The organism is Sinorhizobium glycinis (assembly GCF_001651865.1).
GTDB lineage: Bacteria > Pseudomonadota > Alphaproteobacteria > Rhizobiales > Rhizobiaceae > Sinorhizobium > Sinorhizobium glycinis.
Window position 1 is genome coordinate 207,447 of sequence record NZ_LPUX01000061.1, and the last position, 18,218, is coordinate 225,664.

The 18,218-nt window shown below is 62.4% G+C and carries 20 protein-coding genes and 1 riboswitch; of the genes, 11 read left to right on the forward strand and 9 right to left on the reverse strand.

Annotated features, from left to right (window positions below):
- Positions 1–12 precede the first annotated feature (12 nt).
- Positions 13–2,619 carry an NADH-quinone oxidoreductase subunit NuoG gene (gene nuoG, locus AU381_RS16575; RefSeq protein WP_064242840.1) on the forward strand — a complete coding sequence of 869 codons (2,607 nt, stop codon included), beginning with the start codon at positions 13–15 and terminating at the stop codon, positions 2,617–2,619.
- 130 nt (positions 2,620–2,749) lie between these two features.
- Here the strand turns inward: nuoG and AU381_RS16580 are convergent, their stop codons facing one another.
- From AU381_RS16580 to nuoH, 3 genes are all read right to left on the reverse strand, one after another.
- Complete coding sequence (locus tag AU381_RS16580) at positions 2,750–3,190, reverse strand: CBS domain-containing protein (RefSeq protein WP_064242841.1); 441 nt, start codon at positions 3,188–3,190, stop codon at positions 2,750–2,752.
- A 142-nt stretch (positions 3,191–3,332) separates the two neighbouring features.
- Positions 3,333–3,899 carry an NADH-quinone oxidoreductase subunit I gene (locus AU381_RS16585; protein WP_064242842.1) on the reverse strand — a complete coding sequence of 189 codons (567 nt, stop codon included), beginning with the start codon at positions 3,897–3,899 and terminating at the stop codon, positions 3,333–3,335.
- A gap of 32 nt (positions 3,900–3,931) precedes the next feature.
- On the reverse strand, positions 3,932–4,918 hold the full coding sequence (gene nuoH / locus AU381_RS16590; RefSeq protein ID WP_064242843.1) for an NADH-quinone oxidoreductase subunit NuoH: 987 nt from the start codon (positions 4,916–4,918) through the stop codon (positions 3,932–3,934).
- 380 nt (positions 4,919–5,298) lie between these two features.
- Between nuoH and AU381_RS16595 the strand changes: the two genes are divergently transcribed.
- Positions 5,299–5,505: a CsbD family protein gene (locus tag AU381_RS16595; protein WP_064242844.1), complete on the forward strand. Its 207-nt coding sequence runs from the start codon at positions 5,299–5,301 to the stop codon at positions 5,503–5,505.
- A 173-nt stretch (positions 5,506–5,678) separates the two neighbouring features.
- Here the strand turns inward: AU381_RS16595 and AU381_RS16600 are convergent, their stop codons facing one another.
- The gene (locus AU381_RS16600; protein WP_064242845.1) at positions 5,679–6,389 is read right to left on the reverse strand and encodes a TfuA-like protein; all 711 of its coding nucleotides are present in this window, start codon (positions 6,387–6,389) and stop codon (positions 5,679–5,681) included.
- A gap of 364 nt (positions 6,390–6,753) precedes the next feature.
- On the opposite strand from AU381_RS16600, the gene AU381_RS28675 reads away from it, so the two are divergent.
- The 5 genes from AU381_RS28675 to AU381_RS16625 all read left to right on the forward strand — a co-directional run bounded on the left by AU381_RS28675 (position 6,754) and on the right by AU381_RS16625 (position 10,725).
- On the forward strand, positions 6,754–7,056 hold the full coding sequence (locus AU381_RS28675) for a helix-turn-helix domain-containing protein (protein WP_244520082.1): 303 nt from the start codon (positions 6,754–6,756) through the stop codon (positions 7,054–7,056).
- 7 nt (positions 7,057–7,063) lie between these two features.
- Positions 7,064–8,860 carry an AfsR/SARP family transcriptional regulator gene (locus tag AU381_RS16610; RefSeq protein ID WP_064242847.1) on the forward strand — a complete coding sequence of 599 codons (1,797 nt, stop codon included), beginning with the start codon at positions 7,064–7,066 and terminating at the stop codon, positions 8,858–8,860.
- Positions 8,861–8,879: 19 nt separating this feature from the next.
- Positions 8,880–9,095: a hypothetical protein gene (locus AU381_RS16615; RefSeq protein ID WP_064242848.1), complete on the forward strand. Its 216-nt coding sequence runs from the start codon at positions 8,880–8,882 to the stop codon at positions 9,093–9,095.
- Between the two features lie 29 nt (positions 9,096–9,124).
- Positions 9,125–10,306, forward strand: a complete 1,182-nt coding sequence (locus tag AU381_RS16620; RefSeq protein WP_064243126.1) for a YcaO-like family protein — start codon at positions 9,125–9,127, stop codon at positions 10,304–10,306.
- Between the two features lie 185 nt (positions 10,307–10,491).
- The gene (locus AU381_RS16625; protein WP_064242849.1) at positions 10,492–10,725 is read left to right on the forward strand and encodes a hypothetical protein; all 234 of its coding nucleotides are present in this window, start codon (positions 10,492–10,494) and stop codon (positions 10,723–10,725) included.
- A 134-nt stretch (positions 10,726–10,859) separates the two neighbouring features.
- On the opposite strand, the gene AU381_RS16630 is transcribed toward AU381_RS16625, so the two are convergent.
- The gene (locus AU381_RS16630; RefSeq protein WP_064242850.1) at positions 10,860–11,654 is read right to left on the reverse strand and encodes a DUF1194 domain-containing protein; all 795 of its coding nucleotides are present in this window, start codon (positions 11,652–11,654) and stop codon (positions 10,860–10,862) included.
- A gap of 262 nt (positions 11,655–11,916) precedes the next feature.
- Here AU381_RS16630 and AU381_RS16635 point away from each other — a divergent pair, with 262 nt between their 5' ends.
- The gene (locus AU381_RS16635; RefSeq protein WP_064242851.1) at positions 11,917–13,224 is read left to right on the forward strand and encodes a glucoamylase family protein; all 1,308 of its coding nucleotides are present in this window, start codon (positions 11,917–11,919) and stop codon (positions 13,222–13,224) included.
- An 11-nt stretch (positions 13,225–13,235) separates the two neighbouring features.
- On the forward strand, positions 13,236–14,072 hold the full coding sequence (locus AU381_RS16640) for a ferric iron reductase (protein ID WP_156528617.1): 837 nt from the start codon (positions 13,236–13,238) through the stop codon (positions 14,070–14,072).
- Positions 14,073–14,155: 83 nt separating this feature from the next.
- Here the strand turns inward: AU381_RS16640 and AU381_RS16645 are convergent, their stop codons facing one another.
- The 3 genes from AU381_RS16645 to AU381_RS16650 are packed head-to-tail and all read right to left on the reverse strand — an operon-like array spanning position 14,156 to position 15,299.
- Positions 14,156–14,947 carry a CbtA family protein gene (locus AU381_RS16645; protein ID WP_064242852.1) on the reverse strand — a complete coding sequence of 264 codons (792 nt, stop codon included), beginning with the start codon at positions 14,945–14,947 and terminating at the stop codon, positions 14,156–14,158.
- Complete coding sequence (locus AU381_RS29790; protein ID WP_156528618.1) at positions 14,944–15,114, reverse strand: hypothetical protein; 171 nt, start codon at positions 15,112–15,114, stop codon at positions 14,944–14,946. The genes AU381_RS16645 and AU381_RS29790 overlap by 4 nt, the downstream gene beginning before the upstream one ends.
- A gap of 8 nt (positions 15,115–15,122) precedes the next feature.
- Positions 15,123–15,299, reverse strand: a complete 177-nt coding sequence (locus AU381_RS16650) for a CbtB domain-containing protein (RefSeq protein WP_012708714.1) — start codon at positions 15,297–15,299, stop codon at positions 15,123–15,125.
- A gap of 40 nt (positions 15,300–15,339) precedes the next feature.
- Positions 15,340–15,608: riboswitch (cobalamin riboswitch) on the reverse strand.
- Positions 15,609–15,795: 187 nt separating this feature from the next.
- On the opposite strand from AU381_RS16650, the gene AU381_RS16655 reads away from it, so the two are divergent.
- Positions 15,796–16,272, forward strand: a complete 477-nt coding sequence (locus tag AU381_RS16655; RefSeq protein WP_064242853.1) for an anthrone oxygenase family protein — start codon at positions 15,796–15,798, stop codon at positions 16,270–16,272.
- Positions 16,273–16,341: 69 nt separating this feature from the next.
- Here AU381_RS16655 and AU381_RS16660 read toward each other — a convergent pair whose 3' ends face one another.
- Positions 16,342–17,625 carry a cystathionine gamma-synthase family protein gene (locus AU381_RS16660; protein ID WP_064242854.1) on the reverse strand — a complete coding sequence of 428 codons (1,284 nt, stop codon included), beginning with the start codon at positions 17,623–17,625 and terminating at the stop codon, positions 16,342–16,344.
- Positions 17,626–17,751: 126 nt separating this feature from the next.
- On the opposite strand from AU381_RS16660, the gene AU381_RS16665 reads away from it, so the two are divergent.
- The gene (locus tag AU381_RS16665; protein WP_064242855.1) at positions 17,752–18,210 is read left to right on the forward strand and encodes an Lrp/AsnC family transcriptional regulator; all 459 of its coding nucleotides are present in this window, start codon (positions 17,752–17,754) and stop codon (positions 18,208–18,210) included.
- Positions 18,211–18,218: the final 8 nt, after the last annotated feature.

Here is an 18,218-nt window from a genome sequence, read left to right on the forward strand (position 1 = left end):
CTGTGAGGAAGCATGGTTAGCATCACGATCGATGGACAAACCCTGGAAGTTGAGGCTGGCTCGACGGTGCTGCAGGCCGCCGAGCGTTTGGGCATCGACATCCCAACCTTCTGCTACCTGAAGCGGCTGCCGCCGCTGGCGTCGTGCCGCATGTGCCTGGTGGAAATCGAAGGTCTGCGACGGTTGCAGCCGTCCTGCGCCACGGCGGTCACCGACGGCATGGTGGTGCGGACGAACACGCCGCTGATCGAGGAGACTCGTTCTTCCATGCTCGACATGCTGCTCGCCAACCATCCACTTGACTGCCCGATCTGCGACAAGGGCGGCGAGTGCGAGCTGCAGGACATGGTGATGGCCTATGGCCCCCGCAAAAGTGAGTTCCGCGATCCCAAGCGCGTGTTCCACTCCCGGGATATTCGCCTCAGCCCGGTTGTCATCATGAACGTCAACCGCTGCATCCAGTGCCAGCGCTGCGTGCGGATGTGCGAGGAAGTGGTTGGCGCGGTCGCCTTGGGGACTGTCGAGAAAGGCATGGATACTGCGGTCACGGGCTTCGAGGGCAGCCTTGCGACTTGCGACCAATGCGGCAACTGCATCGAGGTGTGCCCGGTCGGCGCGCTGATGAGCTTTCCCTATCGCTATAAGGCGCGCCCGTGGGACCTGGCCGAGACCGATACGATCTGCCCGCATTGCGGCACGGGCTGCCAGCTCACTGTCGGGGCGCGCAAGGGCGAGTTCATGCGGGTGCGATCCAAGGAAGAGCACGGAGTCAACCGGGAGACGCTCTGCGTGCGGGGGCGCTTCGGCCTGGACTTCGTCGAAAGCCGCGACCGGATCAAGCGGCCGATGGTCCGCCGGGATGGCGCTCTCGTCCCGGTATCCTGGGAGGAGGCCGGGGACTATCTGCGCCGACGCCTGGCGGCCGTCGAGAACAAGGCCGCGGGCGGGCTCGCCTCTGCGTGCCTGCCCAATGAGGTGCTCTATCAGTTCCAGAAGCTGATGCGGACGGTATTCCGGACCAACAACATCGATTGCTCGTCGCGCTGGTCCGTGCCCTTCGATATGCTCGGCCCGCTCCTGACTGGCTTCTATACGCGCGCTTCGCTGCACGAAGTGATCGGCAACGACTGTGTGCTCGTGGTCGGCGGCAACGTGACGGAGGAAAATCCGGTTACGGAATACCTGCTGCGCGACGCCGCGCGGCGGCGGCAAACGGCACTGCTCATGCTCTCGGCGCGGCCGTCGCGTCTCGACGCCGATGCCCGGGTAGCGCTTCGCGTGCCGCCGGGGGGAGAAGCGCCGGGTCTTGCGGCGGTGGTGGGGGGGCTCGCGGCAAGGGCCGGCCGGGAATTGCCGGACGACGCCTTCGCGACAATCGGCAGATCGGCGGTGAGCTTTGGCAGTGAAGGGTCGGACCGTCTGGTCGCGGCGCTCAAGGAAGGCCGAAGTGCCACCCTGCTTGTCAGCATCGGCCTGCTGAGATCACCGGAAGCGCGCGCCACGCTGCAGCAGCTCAACAACCTGCTGCAGGTTCTCCGTCTGCTCGGCAAGGACGTGGCGATGCAGTTCCTCTTCGACCGCGCCAACCAGATGGGCGCCTGGGACATGGGGGTTCTGCCGGAAGCTCTGCCGGGGCTGCTTCCCGCCACCGACGACGATGCGGCGCGTGCAGCTCTAGGGCGCGCCTGGGGCGCCGAGATCCCGTCTGAACCGGGCGCGAATTTCGACGCCATGCTGGAGCTTTGTGATGTGGGGCGAATGGGCGCGCTCTATATCGTCGGGAGCGACCCCCTGATGACCTATCCGGACCGGAGGATCGTACAGATGGCGCTTGGCGCTGCCGATCTCCTGATCGTGCAGGACGCGTTCCTCACGGATACCGCCGGCCTCGCCGATGTGGTGCTACCGGCTGCGAGTTATGGAGAGGAAGCGGGCACTTTTACCAACAATGAAGGCCGCGCCCAAAAACTCCGCAAATTCCGCAACCCCGCCTTCGAGGCGAGAGGCAATCTGGAGATCTTCGACTTCGTCGCGGCGCTCCGCCATCAAACGCTACAGCCATCGACGCAAGGCGAGATTTTTGGCGAGATTGCCCGGGTGGTCCCAACTTATCAGGGGCTGACGCAGGACGGGCTGGGCGCCGACGGCGCATTTACCAAAGCGGCCTCGCCGCCGCCCGCTGGCGCGTTCTTCGCGCCGCCGCCGACCCCAAAGGTCTACGACGGGCTCATGCTGGTGACCGGCGACTGCCTGTTCCACAACGGATATCTTTCCGAGCGCTCGGAGATCCTGAATACGGTCGCGGATGACCCCTATGTCGAGATGAGCACGCAGGATGCCGGGCAACTTGACGTTTCGGATGGCGATCAGGTGATCGTGCGTTCCGCTCAGGGCGAGCTGAAGGCGAAGCTCAAGGTCAACAGGCGCTTTCCCGGCGGCCTCGTTTTCGTACCGGAGAACTACAGGGCCTTGCGCCTCAACAGCCTGATGCGGCGGGGTGAATATCCATGTCCGGTGGAAGTTCTAAAGGCGCATGATACTTTTGAGATCGCCCCTGGCTCCGGCCCGCCGGCGAGCCCCGAGGATCTCGGCCAAGGCATGGCCGGTGGTTCGCCCTGAACCTTGATCGCACCTGAAAGCGCGTCGCATTGCGTATTCATGCGAAGCGCATTAGGTCATCTGTGCATGCCGTTGTCCAAAAAACCGCTACACACTTTTGGGCGACATGCATTGGCGATCGCAGGTCCCGTCAGTGATAGTGGGTCCCGCGAATATAATCGTGCAGGTCCTGCTCCGTGCGCTGCGCTTCGTCGAGCCGGTGCTTGACCACGTCGCCGATGCTGACCACGCCGACGACGTCTTCGCCCTCCATCACCAACACGTGGCGGGTGCGCCGCTGGGTCATGATCGCCATCACAAAAGGCAGCAGATCCTCTGTCGAGCAGCTCGCCACGCTTCGGTTCATGATGTCGGCGACCCGCATCATCGCCGCCTCGGCACCGTACTCGGCCATTGCATTGCAGCAATCCCGTTCCGACAGCGTGCCCAAAAATTCCCCGGCCGACCGGCTGACGACCACGAAGCCGATGTTGTTGTCGCGAAACAGCCGCAGGACCTCCACCATCGGCTGATCGGGAGTGACCGCGATGACTCCGACACCCTTGTTCTTCACGATTTCGCCGACAAACATCTGGATCCTCCTCTCCCACAGCGCGTGCGTTCGGGCGCAAAAAGCTCGCCGTAGCACCTTGAATTGCCTTAATGTTTCCTTCAGTCTGCTCCGAACCCAAGGAAACGTGCAGCGGCACTCCGGCCTGACCGCTGGCGCGCTTTCACGTTCTCCGTATATTCCGCCACCAGTTGTAGCCCCGCGTCTCGCTCGTCTCGACCAGCACGTCCTTCTTTGTGTCCAGCCGCGCGGCAACCACGCCGCCGCCCATTGCGGCCTTGCCCGGTTTGGCCAGCAGGTCGTCGCGCCCGATCACCAGGTCCCGCGAGGAAAAACTTGAGAATTCGTATTGCTGGCCGAGTGCGATCGCATCCGCGGGGCAGGCGTCCTCGCACAGCCCGCAGAACAGGCAGCGGGCCGTGTCGATCTCGAATTTCAGCGGGCGACGATTGCCCTTCTCGTCCTCGTAGGGGACGACTTCGATGCAGTAGCAGGGGCAGATCCGCGCGCAGAGTTCGCAGGCCACACACTTGATCTCGCCCTCTTCGTCACGCTTCAGGAAGTGATGGCCGCGATAACGCGAGTAGGGGAGCCATTTCTCCTTGTCCGGATACTGCATGGTCACGGATCTGGAAAACATGTAGCCGAAGGTCAGCGCCAAGCCATTCGCCAGGTCGGCGAAGAACGTCCAGCCGATCCATGTTCCGATGCTGTTCTGCGTCCGCGACATCGCCGCCCCGCTATGGACCCGGTGAGGGCCCCTCAAGAGAAAGCAATACCAGTAATAATTATGTTCGCCATCGACAGAGGAAGCAAGACTTTCCATCCGATCGCCATCAGCTGGTCGTAGCGGTAACGGGGGAAAGTAAAGCGGAACCACATGAACAAATAGACGAAGAACGCCACCTTGAGCGCGAACCAGAGGAGCGGCGGCAAGGGGACCAGCACGCCATTCCAGCCGCCGAAGAACAGGATCACCGCCAGCACCGACACCAAAAGCATGATGACGTATTCGCTGACCATGAAGAATGCGAAGCGGATGCCGCTATATTCGGTATGGAAGCCAGCCCCAAGATCGCCTTCCGCTTCCGCGAGGTCGAAGGGGATGCGCTGCGCTTCGGCGAGCCCCGCGACGAAGAATACGAAGAACCCGATCGGCTGGTAAACGATGTTCCAGACATCGGCCTGCGCCCGCACGATGTCGAGCAGGCTCATCGATTGCGCCAGCATGACCACGCCGATGACCGCAAACCCCATCGGAATCTCGTAGCTGATCATCTGCGCGCAGGTCCTGAGGCTGCCGAGGACCGCGTATTTGCTGTTCGCCGCCCAGCCGCCGAAGATGACGCCATAGACTTCCAGTCCGATCACCGCGAACACGAACAGGAGCGCCACGTTCATGTTGGAAACGTAGAGCGTGATCTCGTTGCCGAGCACCGAGACGGACTCGCCGAAGGGGATGGCGACGAACACCACAAACGGCGGCGCAAGTGCCAGGATTGGTGCCAGTTTGAACAGGAAGTGGTCGGCCTCGGCCGGGATATGGTCTTCCTTGGTCAGGAGCTTGATCCCGTCTGCCACCGGCTGCAGCAGCCCGTGCCACCCGACGCGCATCGGTCCCAGCCGCTGCTGGATGTGCCCGGCGATCTTGCGTTCCACCCAGGTCAGCGGCAAGGGCAAGAGCAGCAGGAACGCGATCAGCAACGCGACCTTGAATACGATCAGGCCAAGGGCGACGACAAGCTCCATCCGCGGCTACTTCTTCGAAGGGTTGAAAGGCGCGACCGGACTATGCCTCAACTATACACTAGGCCAAGGACCTATTGAATTCGTCCATTTTGCTGTCTGTGAATGGGTGACTGTTCGTTCGAGCTGTCGCATTATTGCCGCTGGACGCTGCGGTGAGACTTGCGAAGGCTCAGCAAGATCTTTTTTCGGAGCGAACGGCTGCCCACCCGAAGGAGACCCGGGGCGGATGGGCGTTTCGAATTGGGTCTCCGTACTTGCCCTGTAAATGCGCAAAGACGGGGTTTCGTTCCTGTCGGGCTGGCCATTTCCCAAGCCCAAATGAACCAAATGGCCCGGTCGCGAGTTTCCCCGACAGGCAGTCACAGCCTGGAGGAAATGGCATGGATTGGAATCGTGTCGAAGGTAACTGGAAACAGGTGAAGGGCAAGATCAAGGAACAGTGGGGCAGATTGACCGACGATGATCTTGACCAGATCGACGGTAACATGGATCAGCTCGAGGGCAAGATCCAGGAGCGGTACGGCATCGAAAAGGACCGGGTCAGACGGGATCTCGATGACTGGTACAACCGACAAACCTGGAACTGATCCCCAAGACCTAACCCCCGCTTCTGAACTGCCCCCGAAACTGGATGTCCTACCTTCGGGGGCAGTTCGTTCTGTTTCTTCGGATATCGCGTCAGCCGTCGTTAATGCTTCATTGATTTCCCGGTCAGCCGGCGCAACACGCTTTCGGATCGGGCGAAGCGATCAACATGTATTCAACGAGACGGAAAAACGGCTTCCCAGACGCTCGTTTTTTCGAAACGCCAACCGGGTCTCGGCAGGTTGCGTGTATTGGGCGTGTCAATCACCGTTTCGATAAGCATTTCTGCATCGCGAAGCTTCTGATTGAGGTTGTTTTCAAGCAGTATTGCAAGCACCTCGCTCGCCCTACCTCGATCGGTTATCGCGGCCGATGCCAAGCTCTTGTAAGTTCGATCCTTGAAGAAGATCGCCTGCGCGGTCGTGAGCAAATGGTCATGTTCCGCAGACGTGATGAGTTCCAAATGCAAGCAGCGAGCCAGCGTCGCCCGGACATTCACGAGTGGCTCGCTCAATGGGAGAAAACCTAGCTCGGAGGGTCCATGAGATTGCGCGACTTCCGCATCATCCTCCAGCACGCCGTCCGCGAAGTCCTGGTAAATCTTTCCAATACCCACCATCCCAAACGCCGCACATTCCACCGCCCTCAGCGCCCCCATGCTAGCAGCGCCGTAGATGCAGACGCCTTGGCTAAGCCCGAACAAGATCTCCTTGTGCCAGATGGCCGGTACGTACTCGTAAATACCGTCGATCAGTCCAATGACAGTCGCCCCGCCTTGAATCGCTTCATGGAAGTCTCCCTGCTTGGCAGGCGGGCGCAACTCGTAGTCAGGGCTGGGTGGCAAGCGCGCGCCGTAAAGGGTCGGGCCACCGAAAATCACTTTCATCTTGTTCTCAATATTCTCTTCAACGCGCGAGGGGGTGGTGGATAAGAGTATCGTTGCATCGGCGAGTCACCATTACAACCCGTAACGCACGGAACAAGCGTTGCTCCTATCGCAACCGGCAAGCTGCGAACCCCTAAATTAGATCGCCCGATCGAGGTTCGAATTCATAACTCCCCCGCAGCCTGAACCGTACGTGAATCCTGTTCATGAAATGAAGCTTCGGGTTGCGTAGTCCCTGCTTTTCAAGCATCTTTGCAAAAGCAGCCAAGCGGATCGCGCGGGGGGGCGATAGATGGGGCGCTCGCTCAGTGTCATCGACGTTTTCGTCGGTCGTCGCCTTCGCCTTGGCCGCGAAGCGCGTGGGATGGACGAGGGGGAGTTCGCCGCGGCTCTGGGCGTGTCTGCCGGGCAGGTCCGCAGATACGAGAAGGGGGCGGATCGGGTGTGTGCGCATCGTCTGCAGGTAATGGCAAATCTTCTGCAGGTGCATTTTTCGTTTTTCTTCGAGGATGCGCCATCCTCGTCGGGCGATGGCTCGCCGAAGGCGGCTGAGGCGGGAGCGGAGATCACCGCGACGTCGGTGTTCCCATCGAGAATTGTTCGGAGTCGGCGTGCCGTCGGGGCCACCCTCTGGGGCGGCCGCACCTTAGGCGTTTCGGTCGGTTGAGGTGGTCGTGACGGGGGCCGGCTATCACCTCAGGACCTTCGGGGAGTTGCGGCTGACCGATGCCACCGGCGGCACAGTAGCCTGTCCGGAGCGCGGCCTCCTGATCCTCGCCTATCTTGTCGCGTCCGGGCAGAAGGTCGCCACCCGCGAAAAGGTCGCGACAATGGTCTGGCCGGACAGGGAAAAAAGCGTCGCGTTCAAGAATCTGCGCTCAACGCTCTGGCGCATGCAGCACCTGGTCACGCCCGCGGGTGCGGTTCTGTCCGCCACGGAGATGGAAGTCGCACTGGGGCCGGTCTCCTGCGATGTCTCCGATTTCGAGAGCATAAACGGCTCCGAAGAGAGTTTTTGCAATGCCCTCTCACTCTGGCGCGATACGTTCCTATCGTCGGCGGATCTGCCGCCCGGACGTTACGCGGCCTGGGTGATGGAAAAGCGACGTAGTTTCACGGAAGTACTGCGGAGCGGGCTCATCAAAGCGGAGCAGCGGTCCGCCGACCGGTCGAAGCTGCGCGCCGCCTGTGCGCACTTCCTGGAGCACGATCCGGCGGATACCACCGTTCGTGAAATCCTGCAACGCGTCAGCTACGGCCCGCTGCTGAGTGTCAGACCGCCGGCCGTGGCCGTAAAGCAAGCTGAAGCGAACGCTCCGCAAGCGGTTCAGCTACCGCGCGTCGCACTGCTTCCACCGGCTGCCTTCGGCAGCGACCCGATGCTCCACGCCGTGAGCGTGGCGGTGATCGAGGATATAACGATCGGGCTCTGTGCTCTGCGCTCGATGACCGTTGTTGCGCCTTATACAGCCGAGCGTATCCGCGAGGCGGATGATAAGGCAACGATACTCGAGAGGCACGGCGTCACCTATGCGCTTGATTGCCGTATGTCTGATCAAGGGCTTTTCACCCAACTGATCTACCTGCCTTCCGACCAGATCGTCTGGGCCGATCGCTTTCTGATCTCGCCCGCCGGCCTCCTCAAGCAGCGTCAAGAGATCGCCTACCACGTCGCACGGGCCGTTACCCAGCAGGTGGAGACCGGGCGGGCGGAGCACCTCGACTACCTGGCGCATCCGGAAGCTTATTACGCCTATCTTGGCGGGCTCAGACACCTCTCTGGTCTCGGCTTGCCGGATGTTCGCAGGGCGCGCCATGAGTTTCGGGATGCGCTGAAGCACAAGCACGATTTTGCGCAGGCGCTGAGCGGCATGGCACGTACCTATGTCACCGAGTGGCTGCTGACCGCACGGGCGGATGATGAACTCCTGTCCGTGGCGGAGCGGCATGCCAAGGACGCGATCGGGAGCAACGAGGCCCTGCCCACGGCACATCGCGAAATTGGTGTCGTCAAGCTTTATCAGGGCGACCTCGACGAAAGCCTGGCGGCGCTGGATCGCGCCGAGCAATTGGGTCCCCACTATGCCGATGTTCTCTACAGCCACGCCGATACGCTCGTTCATGCCTCCCGTCCCGGCGAGGCCTTGGAAAAGCTTGGCAACGCGATCTCCCTCAATCCGCTGGCGCCCGACGCCTATCTATGGAGTGCAGCGGGGGCCAGCTACTTCCTCGGGGAATACGAGCAGGCCATAGGCTTTGCCCACGACATGAAGGACAAGTCGCCGGCAGACAGGATCGTTGCCGCGAGCTGGGCAATGTTGGGCGACCGCAAGAAGGCTCGCCAGCACAGGATACGGGCATTGAAGGCCAATCCGACTTTCGACGTCGACAAATGGCTCGCCGTTATTCCTTTCAAGGAGCAGTGGCAGAAAGATCTCTATCGTGAGGGCCTGAAAAAGGCTGGTTTTTAATCTGGCTGGGGGAACCAATATGAGCAAAGTGGTTGTGATCGGAATTCCGGGGGAACCGGGCTTGTGGATGGCTGATCTTGGAAACGGAACGGTAACACCGCTCAACGAGGTGACGGGCGATCTGGCGACTGTAAATGGCTTTCGAAAGCTGGGAAGCACCTTCGTCAACAACATCGATCTAGCCATCGCAGTGACGTCGGTCGAGGACGTCTTTGCAGGTCACGTGGACAGTTGATCTGCCACGACATCAGAGAGCGGGCGAGCCTGGGCAACGCTTACTCCGACAGGGTGTGCGACCCAGCGGAAACATTCGATCGCGTTCGGCCTCACCTTGCCGCTTTTGGCGTGACGCGCGTCGCCCGGCATACGGGGCTCGACAAGGTCGGGATCCCGGTCTGGTGCGCCTACACGCCGAATTCGCGGTCGATCGTCGTGGCCCAGGGAAAGGGGCTGACGGACGCTGATGCCCGGACCTCGGCGGCGATGGAGGCGCTGGAGCGTGCCGTCGCCGGCGAGCCCGCCATCGAGAGCTTCATCGAAACGGCAGAAAACTTGCGTGCCGCCGGTCGGGCCTTCGATCCGCTGAACGGGCTGATCGCCGCCGGCCAGGGCGATATCCGTCCGGACGAGGAAATCGAATGGGTCCGCGGCGCCGACCTGGCCTCCGGTCGGGACGTCTTCGTGCCGCTCGAAGCGGTGCTTCTCGACCGCACGAGACGATCGCGTTTCTGGATGTCGTCGGATGGGCTCGCGTCGGGGAACATCATGGAGGAGGCGATCCTGCACGGCCTGCTCGAGCGTGTCGAACGCGACGCACACATTCTCTGGCGCGTGTCCAGTCAGGAAGCCCGCCACCGGGCATGCGTCGTGGCGGAGGATCTCGATGACCCGGCACTCGACGCGCTCGTCGCCCGCATCGGGGAGGCGGAACTCGAATTGCGGCTTTTCGACATCACCAGCGACACCGGCATTCCGTGCTTCCTCGCGCTTCTCGGTCCGCGCGGCGCGGCGACCGCCAGCAATATCCGCTACGTCGAGGTCACGAGCGGTTGTGGGGCGCACCCTTCCGCCGTCCGGGCCGCGATCCGGGCGGTGACGGAGGCGGCGCAGTCGCGGCTCACCTATATCGGTGGCGCCCGCGATGACGTCTACGCGGAAACCTTCGACCGGCCATTGCCGGAATCGACGCGGCGCGCCTTTCTCGCAACGCCGCGACCGATCACGACCCCGCTCGCCCGCGCCGGCACGCATGTCGAGGCATTGCTGAGCCGCGCCATCTCCTGCGTGACGAAGGCGGGTGTACGGTCCGTCGTCGCGGTTCCCCTCTCTCGCGACGATCTGCCCTTCGCTGTCGTCAAGGTGCTCGTCCCGGACCTTGAGAATCCGGACGGCGAGCGAGCGCGTCGCTTCGGGCCTCGCGCGCTGTCGAAGGCGATTTCGACCTGAGGCAGCGCTGCGCTCGAAGTCTCCTGTGCCGAAGGGAACTGCACCGCGGGGCGAACGGGGGTACGTTTTCCTGAGCCCAGATCGGTGAAATTTGTCGCGTATCACCACTGATGGATGTGCAACGCTTGTGCAACGCGCGCGAACGGAAATTTCATCTATAGTCCCTTGCGAGGGTAGTAAACGCAATGGGGGTTCGAATGACTCATTCTGTCTCGGCAGCCGCCGAACATGAAGCGGAACTTGCGAGCATTGCCAGAATGCTGGCCCATATCCGCGACAGTGCCCGCGCACTAGATGCGCAAGCCCTGGAATATTGCATCGACATGGCGCTTCAGGCTGTCGCCAACGAACTGCGCGATCGGCGCGACTTCGCCGGCACAGGAGCCGATCTGGCCGGCGGCTGTCGTCTGCTGCAGTGAACATTTACAGCGCCGTGCGTCTTTGTTAGACGCACAAAGGTCGCTGTAGCACTTTGAATTGCTGCATGTTTTGATCCTTAAATCGGCCGATTTAAGGAAACATGCAGTAGGATGGAGCCGCCTGCGGCCTACCGCTAACGATCCAGTTCCGGGTAGACCCTGTCCAGGAAGCCCGGCCGAAGCTTTTCGCCAATCATGCAATCTGCCGCCGTTTCCACAGCGGCGAGGCTGAGCGTCGGGGGAAGCGTCACGCCGCTCACCTCGAGGATCAGCTTCTGCCGGATCGCGATTGCGAAATCCTCGGCCTCATGCACCGGAAGAACAAATGAGCCCGGGCCGCCGATCACGCACTCCGCATAATACTGGTCCAGCGGACCGGTAGACACGGAGGGGCGGATCAGGATTGCAAGCCCATTGATTATGATGCCGCGTCCTACGGCGTCGTTGCGGGCGGGGGCGACGGGCGGCCCGGTATTGTTGGGGCCGTCGCCGGAAATGTCGATGACGCGGCGCGCGCCCGAAAAGGCGTTCGTGTCGATCAGGCTCGTACCAAAGATGATCGCATTCGAAATCGATGTGCCGCGCCGCGTTCCGATCGGCCGCGCCTCGATCTTGGCCGCGAAGTCTTCGGCATCAGCGACGCCTTCGATCACCTGCCAGGTCACGACCGAAGCCTCGTTCACCATGCCCGCCCATTCGAAATAGCCGATGGCAATGCGGCCGAGATATCCGCCCTTGACGGCGTTGATGAAATCCGGGTGCCTGAGCGCCTGCACGTAGCCGGAACGCTGTACCCGCGCTTCCTCCATGTCCATCGAGCCGGACATGTCTACAGCAAGAACCAGTTCCACATCGACATTCGGGGGCGTGGCAGCCGTCTGCACCGGGCTGCCACTGAGTGCCATGATCAATGCCAGCATGCTCAACATCGCATCCGCCAATCGTCATGATCTACAGTCGGGACCGTCCGAGCCTCGTGTCAGTGCGGGGCTCCACAACAGGAATGTATCACAGGATTGCAAATCGGGGACTGACGCGGCCGGACGCGATTACAATATTTGTTGATCGCGATGCCTGAGAGAGAAAAAGCGGCTTAGAATGGGCGTCATGCGATGAAGATGGCCCAGGTTTTTGCAGCACTGCCGTTGGGCTGCTTGCACCCGAACTGATCATGATTCTCAGAACCCCGTTATGCTTCACTCCGCGCCGAACAAGGACATCGCCCTGATCGACCGGTTGCAACGCGCCGCCTTCGACTATTTTCCTGATCATTCCGATGCGCGGACCGGTCTCGTCGCCGACACGTCGAGGCAGGGATCGCCGTCGAGCATAGCCGCCACCGGCTTCGGGCTGTCCTGCTATCCCGTCGCCGTCGAGCGCGGCTGGTTGAGGCGTCCAGATGCGGCGCGCCGCGTACTCACCACTTTGCGCTTCTTCAACGGCAGCCGGCAGGGGAGCGATAGGCACGCAACGGGATACCGCGGCCACTACTACCATTTTCTGGACATGCGAACGGGCGAGCGCGCCTGGAGCAGCGAACTTTCGACCATCGACACGGCGCTGCTCCTGGCCGGCGTCCTGACGGCTGCCGCCTATTTTACCGGGCGCGATCCAAGCGAGGCGGAGATCCGGAGCCTTGCCGCGCGTCTTGATGAACGGGCGGATTGGACCTGGGCACTCAACCGCGGCGAAACGGTGGCGATGGGCTGGAGGCCGCCCGGGCGCTTTCTGAAGCACCGCTGGCGCGGCTATAGCGAGGCGCTGCTTCTCTACGTGCTGGCACTCGGCTCGTCGAACCGGCCCATCGCGCCGGAAAACTACGGTGCATACGCGGCGGCACACGAATGGCTGACGATCGGCGGGGCGCCGCACCTCCATGCTGGTGAACTGTTCATCCATCTCTTTCCGCACGCATGGATCGACTTCCGTGGAATAAGCGACACGGGAATGCGGGCGGCAAGAAGCGACTATTTTGCGAATACGTGCCGCGCGATCGCCCTACAGCGCGCCCACGCGGAAGAAAATCCCCACGGTTTTTCGGGCTATTGCCGCGACCTCTGGGGCCTCAGCGCCTGCCATGCGCCGAAGGGTTGGCTGCAACTGCGTGATGGTCGGCGGCAGAAGCTGTTGGGCTATGCGGCGCGCGGTGCTCCATTTGGTGCCGATGACGGGACCCTGGTCCCGTGGGCGTCCGTTGCCGGCTTGCCTTTCGCGCCGGACGACTGCCTGAGCGGCCTTTTCCATCTGATGGCGCACTATCCGGCGCTGCTTCGCGACGGCCGCCTTCCGGGTGGCTTCAATCCGAGTTTGCCGGGAGCGGGGCGCGAGGGCTGGGTCGATGACAGGATTGTCGGGCTTGACCAGGGGCTGGCAGTCATGATGATCGAGAACTGGAGAAGCGGCCTCATTTGGGAGCTCACACGCAGCATCCCGATCTTCAGCCGAGGACTGAAACGGGCCGGCTTCGATGGCGGATGGCTGACGCCGGGCGTGTTCTGATGGATGAGCGAATGGGGCAGGGACAGCATCAGGAAAGCGCGGCCGGCAGGGAGGCGGCGGCCGCGATCGCGTGGCTCGCGGCCGTTCGCCCCGAAGTCGCCTGTTCGGTTGCGAGCTCCAATGCACACTCCAAATCTCCAGACGGTTTCTGGTCGGAGTCGGCAAACGTCGAAACATGTCTTGCCTATCAGGATCGCTTTGCGTCGGGCATGGACGACAAGGTCAGGGCGGCGCATCTGATCGCCTTCTACAGTCACCAGTTCAGCCTTGCCGCGGGGGCGATTTCTCTCGCCAGCGGCCTTGTCCCGATCGTCTCGGGGCTGCGGTTCGAAACCTATTCACGTCCCTGCGACGGGCGGACGCTCACGGCCGGCCGCTTTCATTTCCTCGTCGAGCTTTCGCCGGGCGAGAGTGAGATGGAGCGGGAGGCCTGGGCCAAGAGCTTCCACGACGCCTTCGTTGCCCATCTGAAGCCGGTGATCTCGATCCTGAAACGGCGATGCGGCCTATCGGTCCGCGCGCAATGGCGACTTGCCGCAGACAGTCTCGCCGGCGCTTTCCTGGAGATCGGGCGCCGGCGGGGAGAAGAGGAAACAGCGATCGAGCACGCGCTGGGGATCGTCAAGCGCGCTCACTCGCCGCTCGCGTCGCGGCAGCTTCATTACGAAAGAATCACCGTGTTCAGCAGCGGTGGAGGAGAGGTGCGTTCCAGGACCTACCGGATACGCGGCGGCTGTTGCCTCTTTTATCGCGCCGATGGCGGCAGCTACTGCGATACCTGCGTGCTGCTGGAGCCTGAGCTTCGACGGGAGAGGCTCCGGGCCCACCTGCTCGACAGCAAAGTCTGAAGCGGCCCCATTTCCGCTACCTTCTCCACGCATGCGGCGCGCAAGCGTGGAGAAGGGAAAAAGCGCGGCCGCACACGTGCGGGTTAATTCGCCGTCAGAAACCGGTCGTTGATGAAACCGGAGACGATGCCGAGCACGATCCAGAAAGCGAGCGTCGTTGCAAGCGCGGCGACGGCGAACTCGGCGCCGAGCACGGCCGGGACGTTGCTGGAAATGTCGAGCGGCTGCGGCGCGCCGTAGAGGTGGGGAGCAGCGACAAGGGCAAGACCGGCCAGCTTGGCGACGATTTCGCGGCGGAGTGCCAACAGGTAAAGGCCGGCGGCCGAGAGCAGGACCGTCGCCCCCCACCAGGCCTGGCGGTCGCCAAGCTCGGCGGCCGGAAATCCCGGCAGCTCCGGTGGCAGGCCGATTGCGGGCAGCAGGTGTACCGCGAGCCAACCGAAGGCGCCCCAGAGCGCGCCATTGGCAAGCGTGAGCGGATAGCCGATCACCAGGCTGATGCCGGCTAGAAGCAGCGAGAAACCGGCGCCGGTCACCAGGTTGGCGGCAAGCGTGCCGGAGAAGCGGCTCATGCCGAACATGATGCCGCCTTCCTCGTGTTCGCCCTCATGCTCGTGGGCGTAGGCGGGGGTGATCGGCGAAAGTGCGCTGAGCATGGCAGCGAAGGTCGGAGCGCCGCTCAGCGACGAATGCTGCTGATGATCAGGGGTCGCCGGCTGTTCGGCGGCGGGCTGTTCGGTTGCAGCCGGTGCTTCGCCCTCGAATTCTTCCGCATGCAGGATCAGCGGCGTGATGCGCCATTCCTGGGCGGCGGTCATGAAGACGCCGGCGATCAGCCCGGCCACGATCGCGGCCAGAAGTGTCTTGACGATCATTGTCGATTTTCCTCAGCGGGCGCGCTCGCCTTGTGGCGCAGCCGGCCCGGTTCCATGGACGCAACCAGCCGCTCGCAGCCGCGTATGCGTGCCAGCCGCACGACGCGCGCTCCGAGCGCCTGGAGGTCGATCGTTTCGTTCGAAGCGGAACGCGGCAAGCGTTCCATGGCTTCGCCTAGTGGCAGGGGAAGCCGTAGGAATGACGCGTGTCGTGCGCAGTATCATGCAGCACGGCCGAATTCGCCAGGCCTGCACCGAAGACGAGGAAGGCGCCGATCATCAGGGCGATGATGCCCGCGGTCAGACGATCGCTAAGGGAGAGCGGAATGCTCGAAACTGTAGACGTAGCCATGACAACCTCCGTGATGGCAGTGGGATATTCCCCTTGGGCACTATGCTCGCATCGCTTGGCAGGTTTCCTGGCTCGCAGCGTCAGGTGCCCAGACAGGCACCAGGGATTTGCCTCGCCTTCCCAGTTCGCACCGCTCTCGCGGTTCTTGCCAGTGGCTTTTTCCGGATCGCTCCGGAACGGCGAATTCACGCTGCTCTACAGTCGCGGGGTCGGCCGTGATTAAGATGCCCAGCTTGGGTCCATCCTTCACATTCCCGTTTACTCCCGAAACGCGTTCGCATTCCGGGAACCAACCGATCAGCGATGATTAGGTGGGGACAGAGACGATGTCAATCGAGCCGCGGCGGAAAGTGTGGGAGGGCTTTGCGCGCTCCTGAAGGGGCCGCTGCACATGCCACAACCCTTGAGGACTATGTCCCTTCGGTCGGCTATCTGTTCGGGGCGTCCGGCTTACGTCCGCAACATGGCTGCAAACCCGTATCTGGAGTCCCGCGCAATGACTGCCCTCGTGCCCGCATTGGCATTTGCCGCTGTCATAGGGTCCGGCCTGATGGCTGGTCTCTTCTTCGTCTTCTCGGTCTGTGTCATGCAGGCGCTGTCGCGGCTGCCCCCGGAACAGGGGATTGCCGCCATGAACTCGATCAATGTGGTGATCCAGAACCCGCTGTTCCTCGCGGCCTTCATGGGCCCGGCGCTTCTCGGCCTGGTGCTTATCGCTGCCGCCTTCATCTGGGGCGGGCAGGGGAGCTACCTGCTGGCAGCAGGTGGGCTTGTCTATCTGCTCGGCACGCTCATGGTGACGATCGTCTTCAACGTTCCCTTGAACGACGCGCTTGCGGCCGCTCGCGGCGAGGCCGCCACGGAACTCTGGCAAAAGCGCTATTTGACGGATTGGGTCTGGTGGAACCACGTTCGCACAATCGCCTCGGTCGGGTCGCTTGGCCTTTTCGTGCTCGGCTTCGCGCGAAGCTGATGGGCCCGGACCAGCTTCCGCGGCGCCCCTCAAAAAGGCTCTGTGCGAAAGCTGGTTGGGCGCAATGGATCACACGGTCGTCAGCGCATTCGCGACGTCGGCGATCAGATCGTCCGGATGTTCGATACCGATCGACAGGCGGATGGTGGACTCGAGCACGCCGATCCGGCGCCGCACCTCGATCGGCACGCCCGAGTGAGTCATGGCGGCGGGGTGGCTGGCGAGCGACTCCGTGCCCCCGAGGCTGACGGCGAGCTTGAAGATCTGCAGGGCGTTAAGGAAGCGGAAGGCTGCGTCCTGGCCGCCGGCGATGTCGAAGGAGAAGGTCGAGCCGGCGCCGCTGCATTGCGCGGCGAAGACACGGCCCACCGGCGAAGCTTCGTCGTGGAAGGGCAGGTAGTGGATGCGTTCGACCTTCGGATGGTCGCGCAGGAACTCGGCGACGATGCGGGCGTTTTCGTTCGCCTTCTCCATCCGGACAGACAGCGTTTCGAGCGAGCGGCCGATCATCCAGCAGGAATGTGGGTCGAGCTGCGTGCCGATCGAGCCGCGAAGCGCCTTCACCTGCTTGATGAGCGCCTTGGACCCGAGGACGGCACCGGCGATCAGATCGGAATGGCCACCGACATATTTGGTGAGCGAATAAAGTGACAGATCGGCGCCGTGCTCGATCGGGTGCTGGAAGACCGGGCCGAGCAGGGTGTTGTCACAGGCAACCATCGGTCGTTGTCCCTGCCTTTCGCCGATCTTCTCGGCGATGCGGCGGATCATTGCGACGTCAACGAGGCTGTTGGTGGGGTTCGCCGGCGTTTCGACGAGGACCGCGGCAACCCGTCCCTTGCTCATCGCCTCCTCGGCTGCGGCACTGACGGCCGCTTCTTCGGTGCCATCGGCAAAGCCGACGGCGTGTATTCCGAGATTGAGGAAGGTCTTGGCAAGCAGGGTCTCGGTGCCGCCGTAGAGCGGCTGCGAATGCAGGATCGCATCTCCCGGCCGCACGAAGGCAAGCAGCGTCGTGGCGACGGCCGACATGCCGGAGGAAAACAGCGCTCCGGCCTCGGCCCGCTCGAACACGGCAAGCCGATCTTCGACGATTTCGCTGTTCGGGTGATTGAAGCGGGAATAGACGAGCCCGGCGCCGACACCTGCCGGCGGTTCGCGCCGTCCCGAGACGAAATCGAAGAAGTCACGGCCTTCCTCGGCGGAGTGGAAGACGAAAGTCGAGGTCAGGAACACCGGCGGCTTGACGGCGCCTTCCGAAAGCTCGGGGTCGTAACCATAGTTCAGCATCAGCGTTTCGGGATGCAGTTTGTGGTTGCCGATATGGGTCTTCGACGGATGCGGCGCGGTCATGATTTCTCTCCTGGGCGCGAGCGGACTCGACTGTCCGCCAATTTATATCAAACGCCTGGGTCGGTCCTTGCTATTTGCGATCACTTCGTTTTGATGGACGCAAGTTTTTGCCGAGGTTCTGGCGATATGACGCAGAAAATTGCCGACGAGATGGATCGCCGCATCCTGAGGGAACTGGTTTCTGACGCCCGGATCACCAACAATGAACTGGCCGAGCGCGTCGGCCTCTCGCCTTCGCCCTGCCTCAGGCGGCTCAGGCGCCTGGAGGAAACCGGCGTCATCCGCGGCTACACGGCCCTCGTCGATCCTGCGATCGAAGGCTGGACGATGACCGCGATCGCCACGGTCCGCCTCAGCCGCCAGCACGAGGACGAGATCGTGATGTTCGAGGAGGCGATCCGCGGCTGGGACGAGGTACTCGAATGCCACCTCGTCACCGGTTCGCGCGATTATGTGCTGAAGGTGATGAGCACTGGCCTCGACCACTACGAGCGGTTCATCAAGGACAAGATCGCCCGACTCAAATGCGTCGCTTCGATCGAGACGAGCTTCGTGATGAACACCATCAAGGAGCGGAGGATCTAGCGCCTTAC

Bases quoted from the DNA above. Each gene is read 5' to 3' on its own strand.
- AU381_RS16660 (WP_064242854.1), bottom strand. From the start codon at position 17,625: ATGACCGCGCCGCATCCGTCGAAGACCCATATCGGCAACCACAAACTG.
- AU381_RS16630 (WP_064242850.1), bottom strand. From the start codon at position 11,654: ATGTTGAGCATGCTGGCATTGATCATGGCACTCAGTGGCAGCCCGGTG.
- AU381_RS16665 (WP_064242855.1), top strand. From the start codon at position 17,752: ATGACGCAGAAAATTGCCGACGAGATGGATCGCCGCATCCTGAGGGAA.
- AU381_RS29790 (WP_156528618.1), bottom strand. From the start codon at position 15,114: ATGGAACGCTTGCCGCGTTCCGCTTCGAACGAAACGATCGACCTCCAG.
- AU381_RS16600 (WP_064242845.1), bottom strand. From the start codon at position 6,389: ATGAAAGTGATTTTCGGTGGCCCGACCCTTTACGGCGCGCGCTTGCCA.
- AU381_RS16655 (WP_064242853.1), top strand. From the start codon at position 15,796: ATGACTGCCCTCGTGCCCGCATTGGCATTTGCCGCTGTCATAGGGTCC.
- AU381_RS16635 (WP_064242851.1), top strand. From the start codon at position 11,917: ATGCTTCACTCCGCGCCGAACAAGGACATCGCCCTGATCGACCGGTTG.
- nuoH (WP_064242843.1), bottom strand. From the start codon at position 4,918: ATGGAGCTTGTCGTCGCCCTTGGCCTGATCGTATTCAAGGTCGCGTTG.
- AU381_RS16615 (WP_064242848.1), top strand. From the start codon at position 8,880: ATGAGCAAAGTGGTTGTGATCGGAATTCCGGGGGAACCGGGCTTGTGG.
- AU381_RS16650 (WP_012708714.1), bottom strand. From the start codon at position 15,299: ATGGCTACGTCTACAGTTTCGAGCATTCCGCTCTCCCTTAGCGATCGT.
- AU381_RS16585 (WP_064242842.1), bottom strand. From the start codon at position 3,899: ATGTCGCGGACGCAGAACAGCATCGGAACATGGATCGGCTGGACGTTC.
- AU381_RS16595 (WP_064242844.1), top strand. From the start codon at position 5,299: ATGGATTGGAATCGTGTCGAAGGTAACTGGAAACAGGTGAAGGGCAAG.
- AU381_RS28675 (WP_244520082.1), top strand. From the start codon at position 6,754: ATGGACGAGGGGGAGTTCGCCGCGGCTCTGGGCGTGTCTGCCGGGCAG.
- AU381_RS16580 (WP_064242841.1), bottom strand. From the start codon at position 3,190: ATGTTTGTCGGCGAAATCGTGAAGAACAAGGGTGTCGGAGTCATCGCG.
- AU381_RS16645 (WP_064242852.1), bottom strand. From the start codon at position 14,947: ATGATCGTCAAGACACTTCTGGCCGCGATCGTGGCCGGGCTGATCGCC.
- AU381_RS16640 (WP_156528617.1), top strand. From the start codon at position 13,236: ATGGGGCAGGGACAGCATCAGGAAAGCGCGGCCGGCAGGGAGGCGGCG.
- AU381_RS16625 (WP_064242849.1), top strand. From the start codon at position 10,492: ATGGGGGTTCGAATGACTCATTCTGTCTCGGCAGCCGCCGAACATGAA.
- nuoG (WP_064242840.1), top strand. From the start codon at position 13: ATGGTTAGCATCACGATCGATGGACAAACCCTGGAAGTTGAGGCTGGC.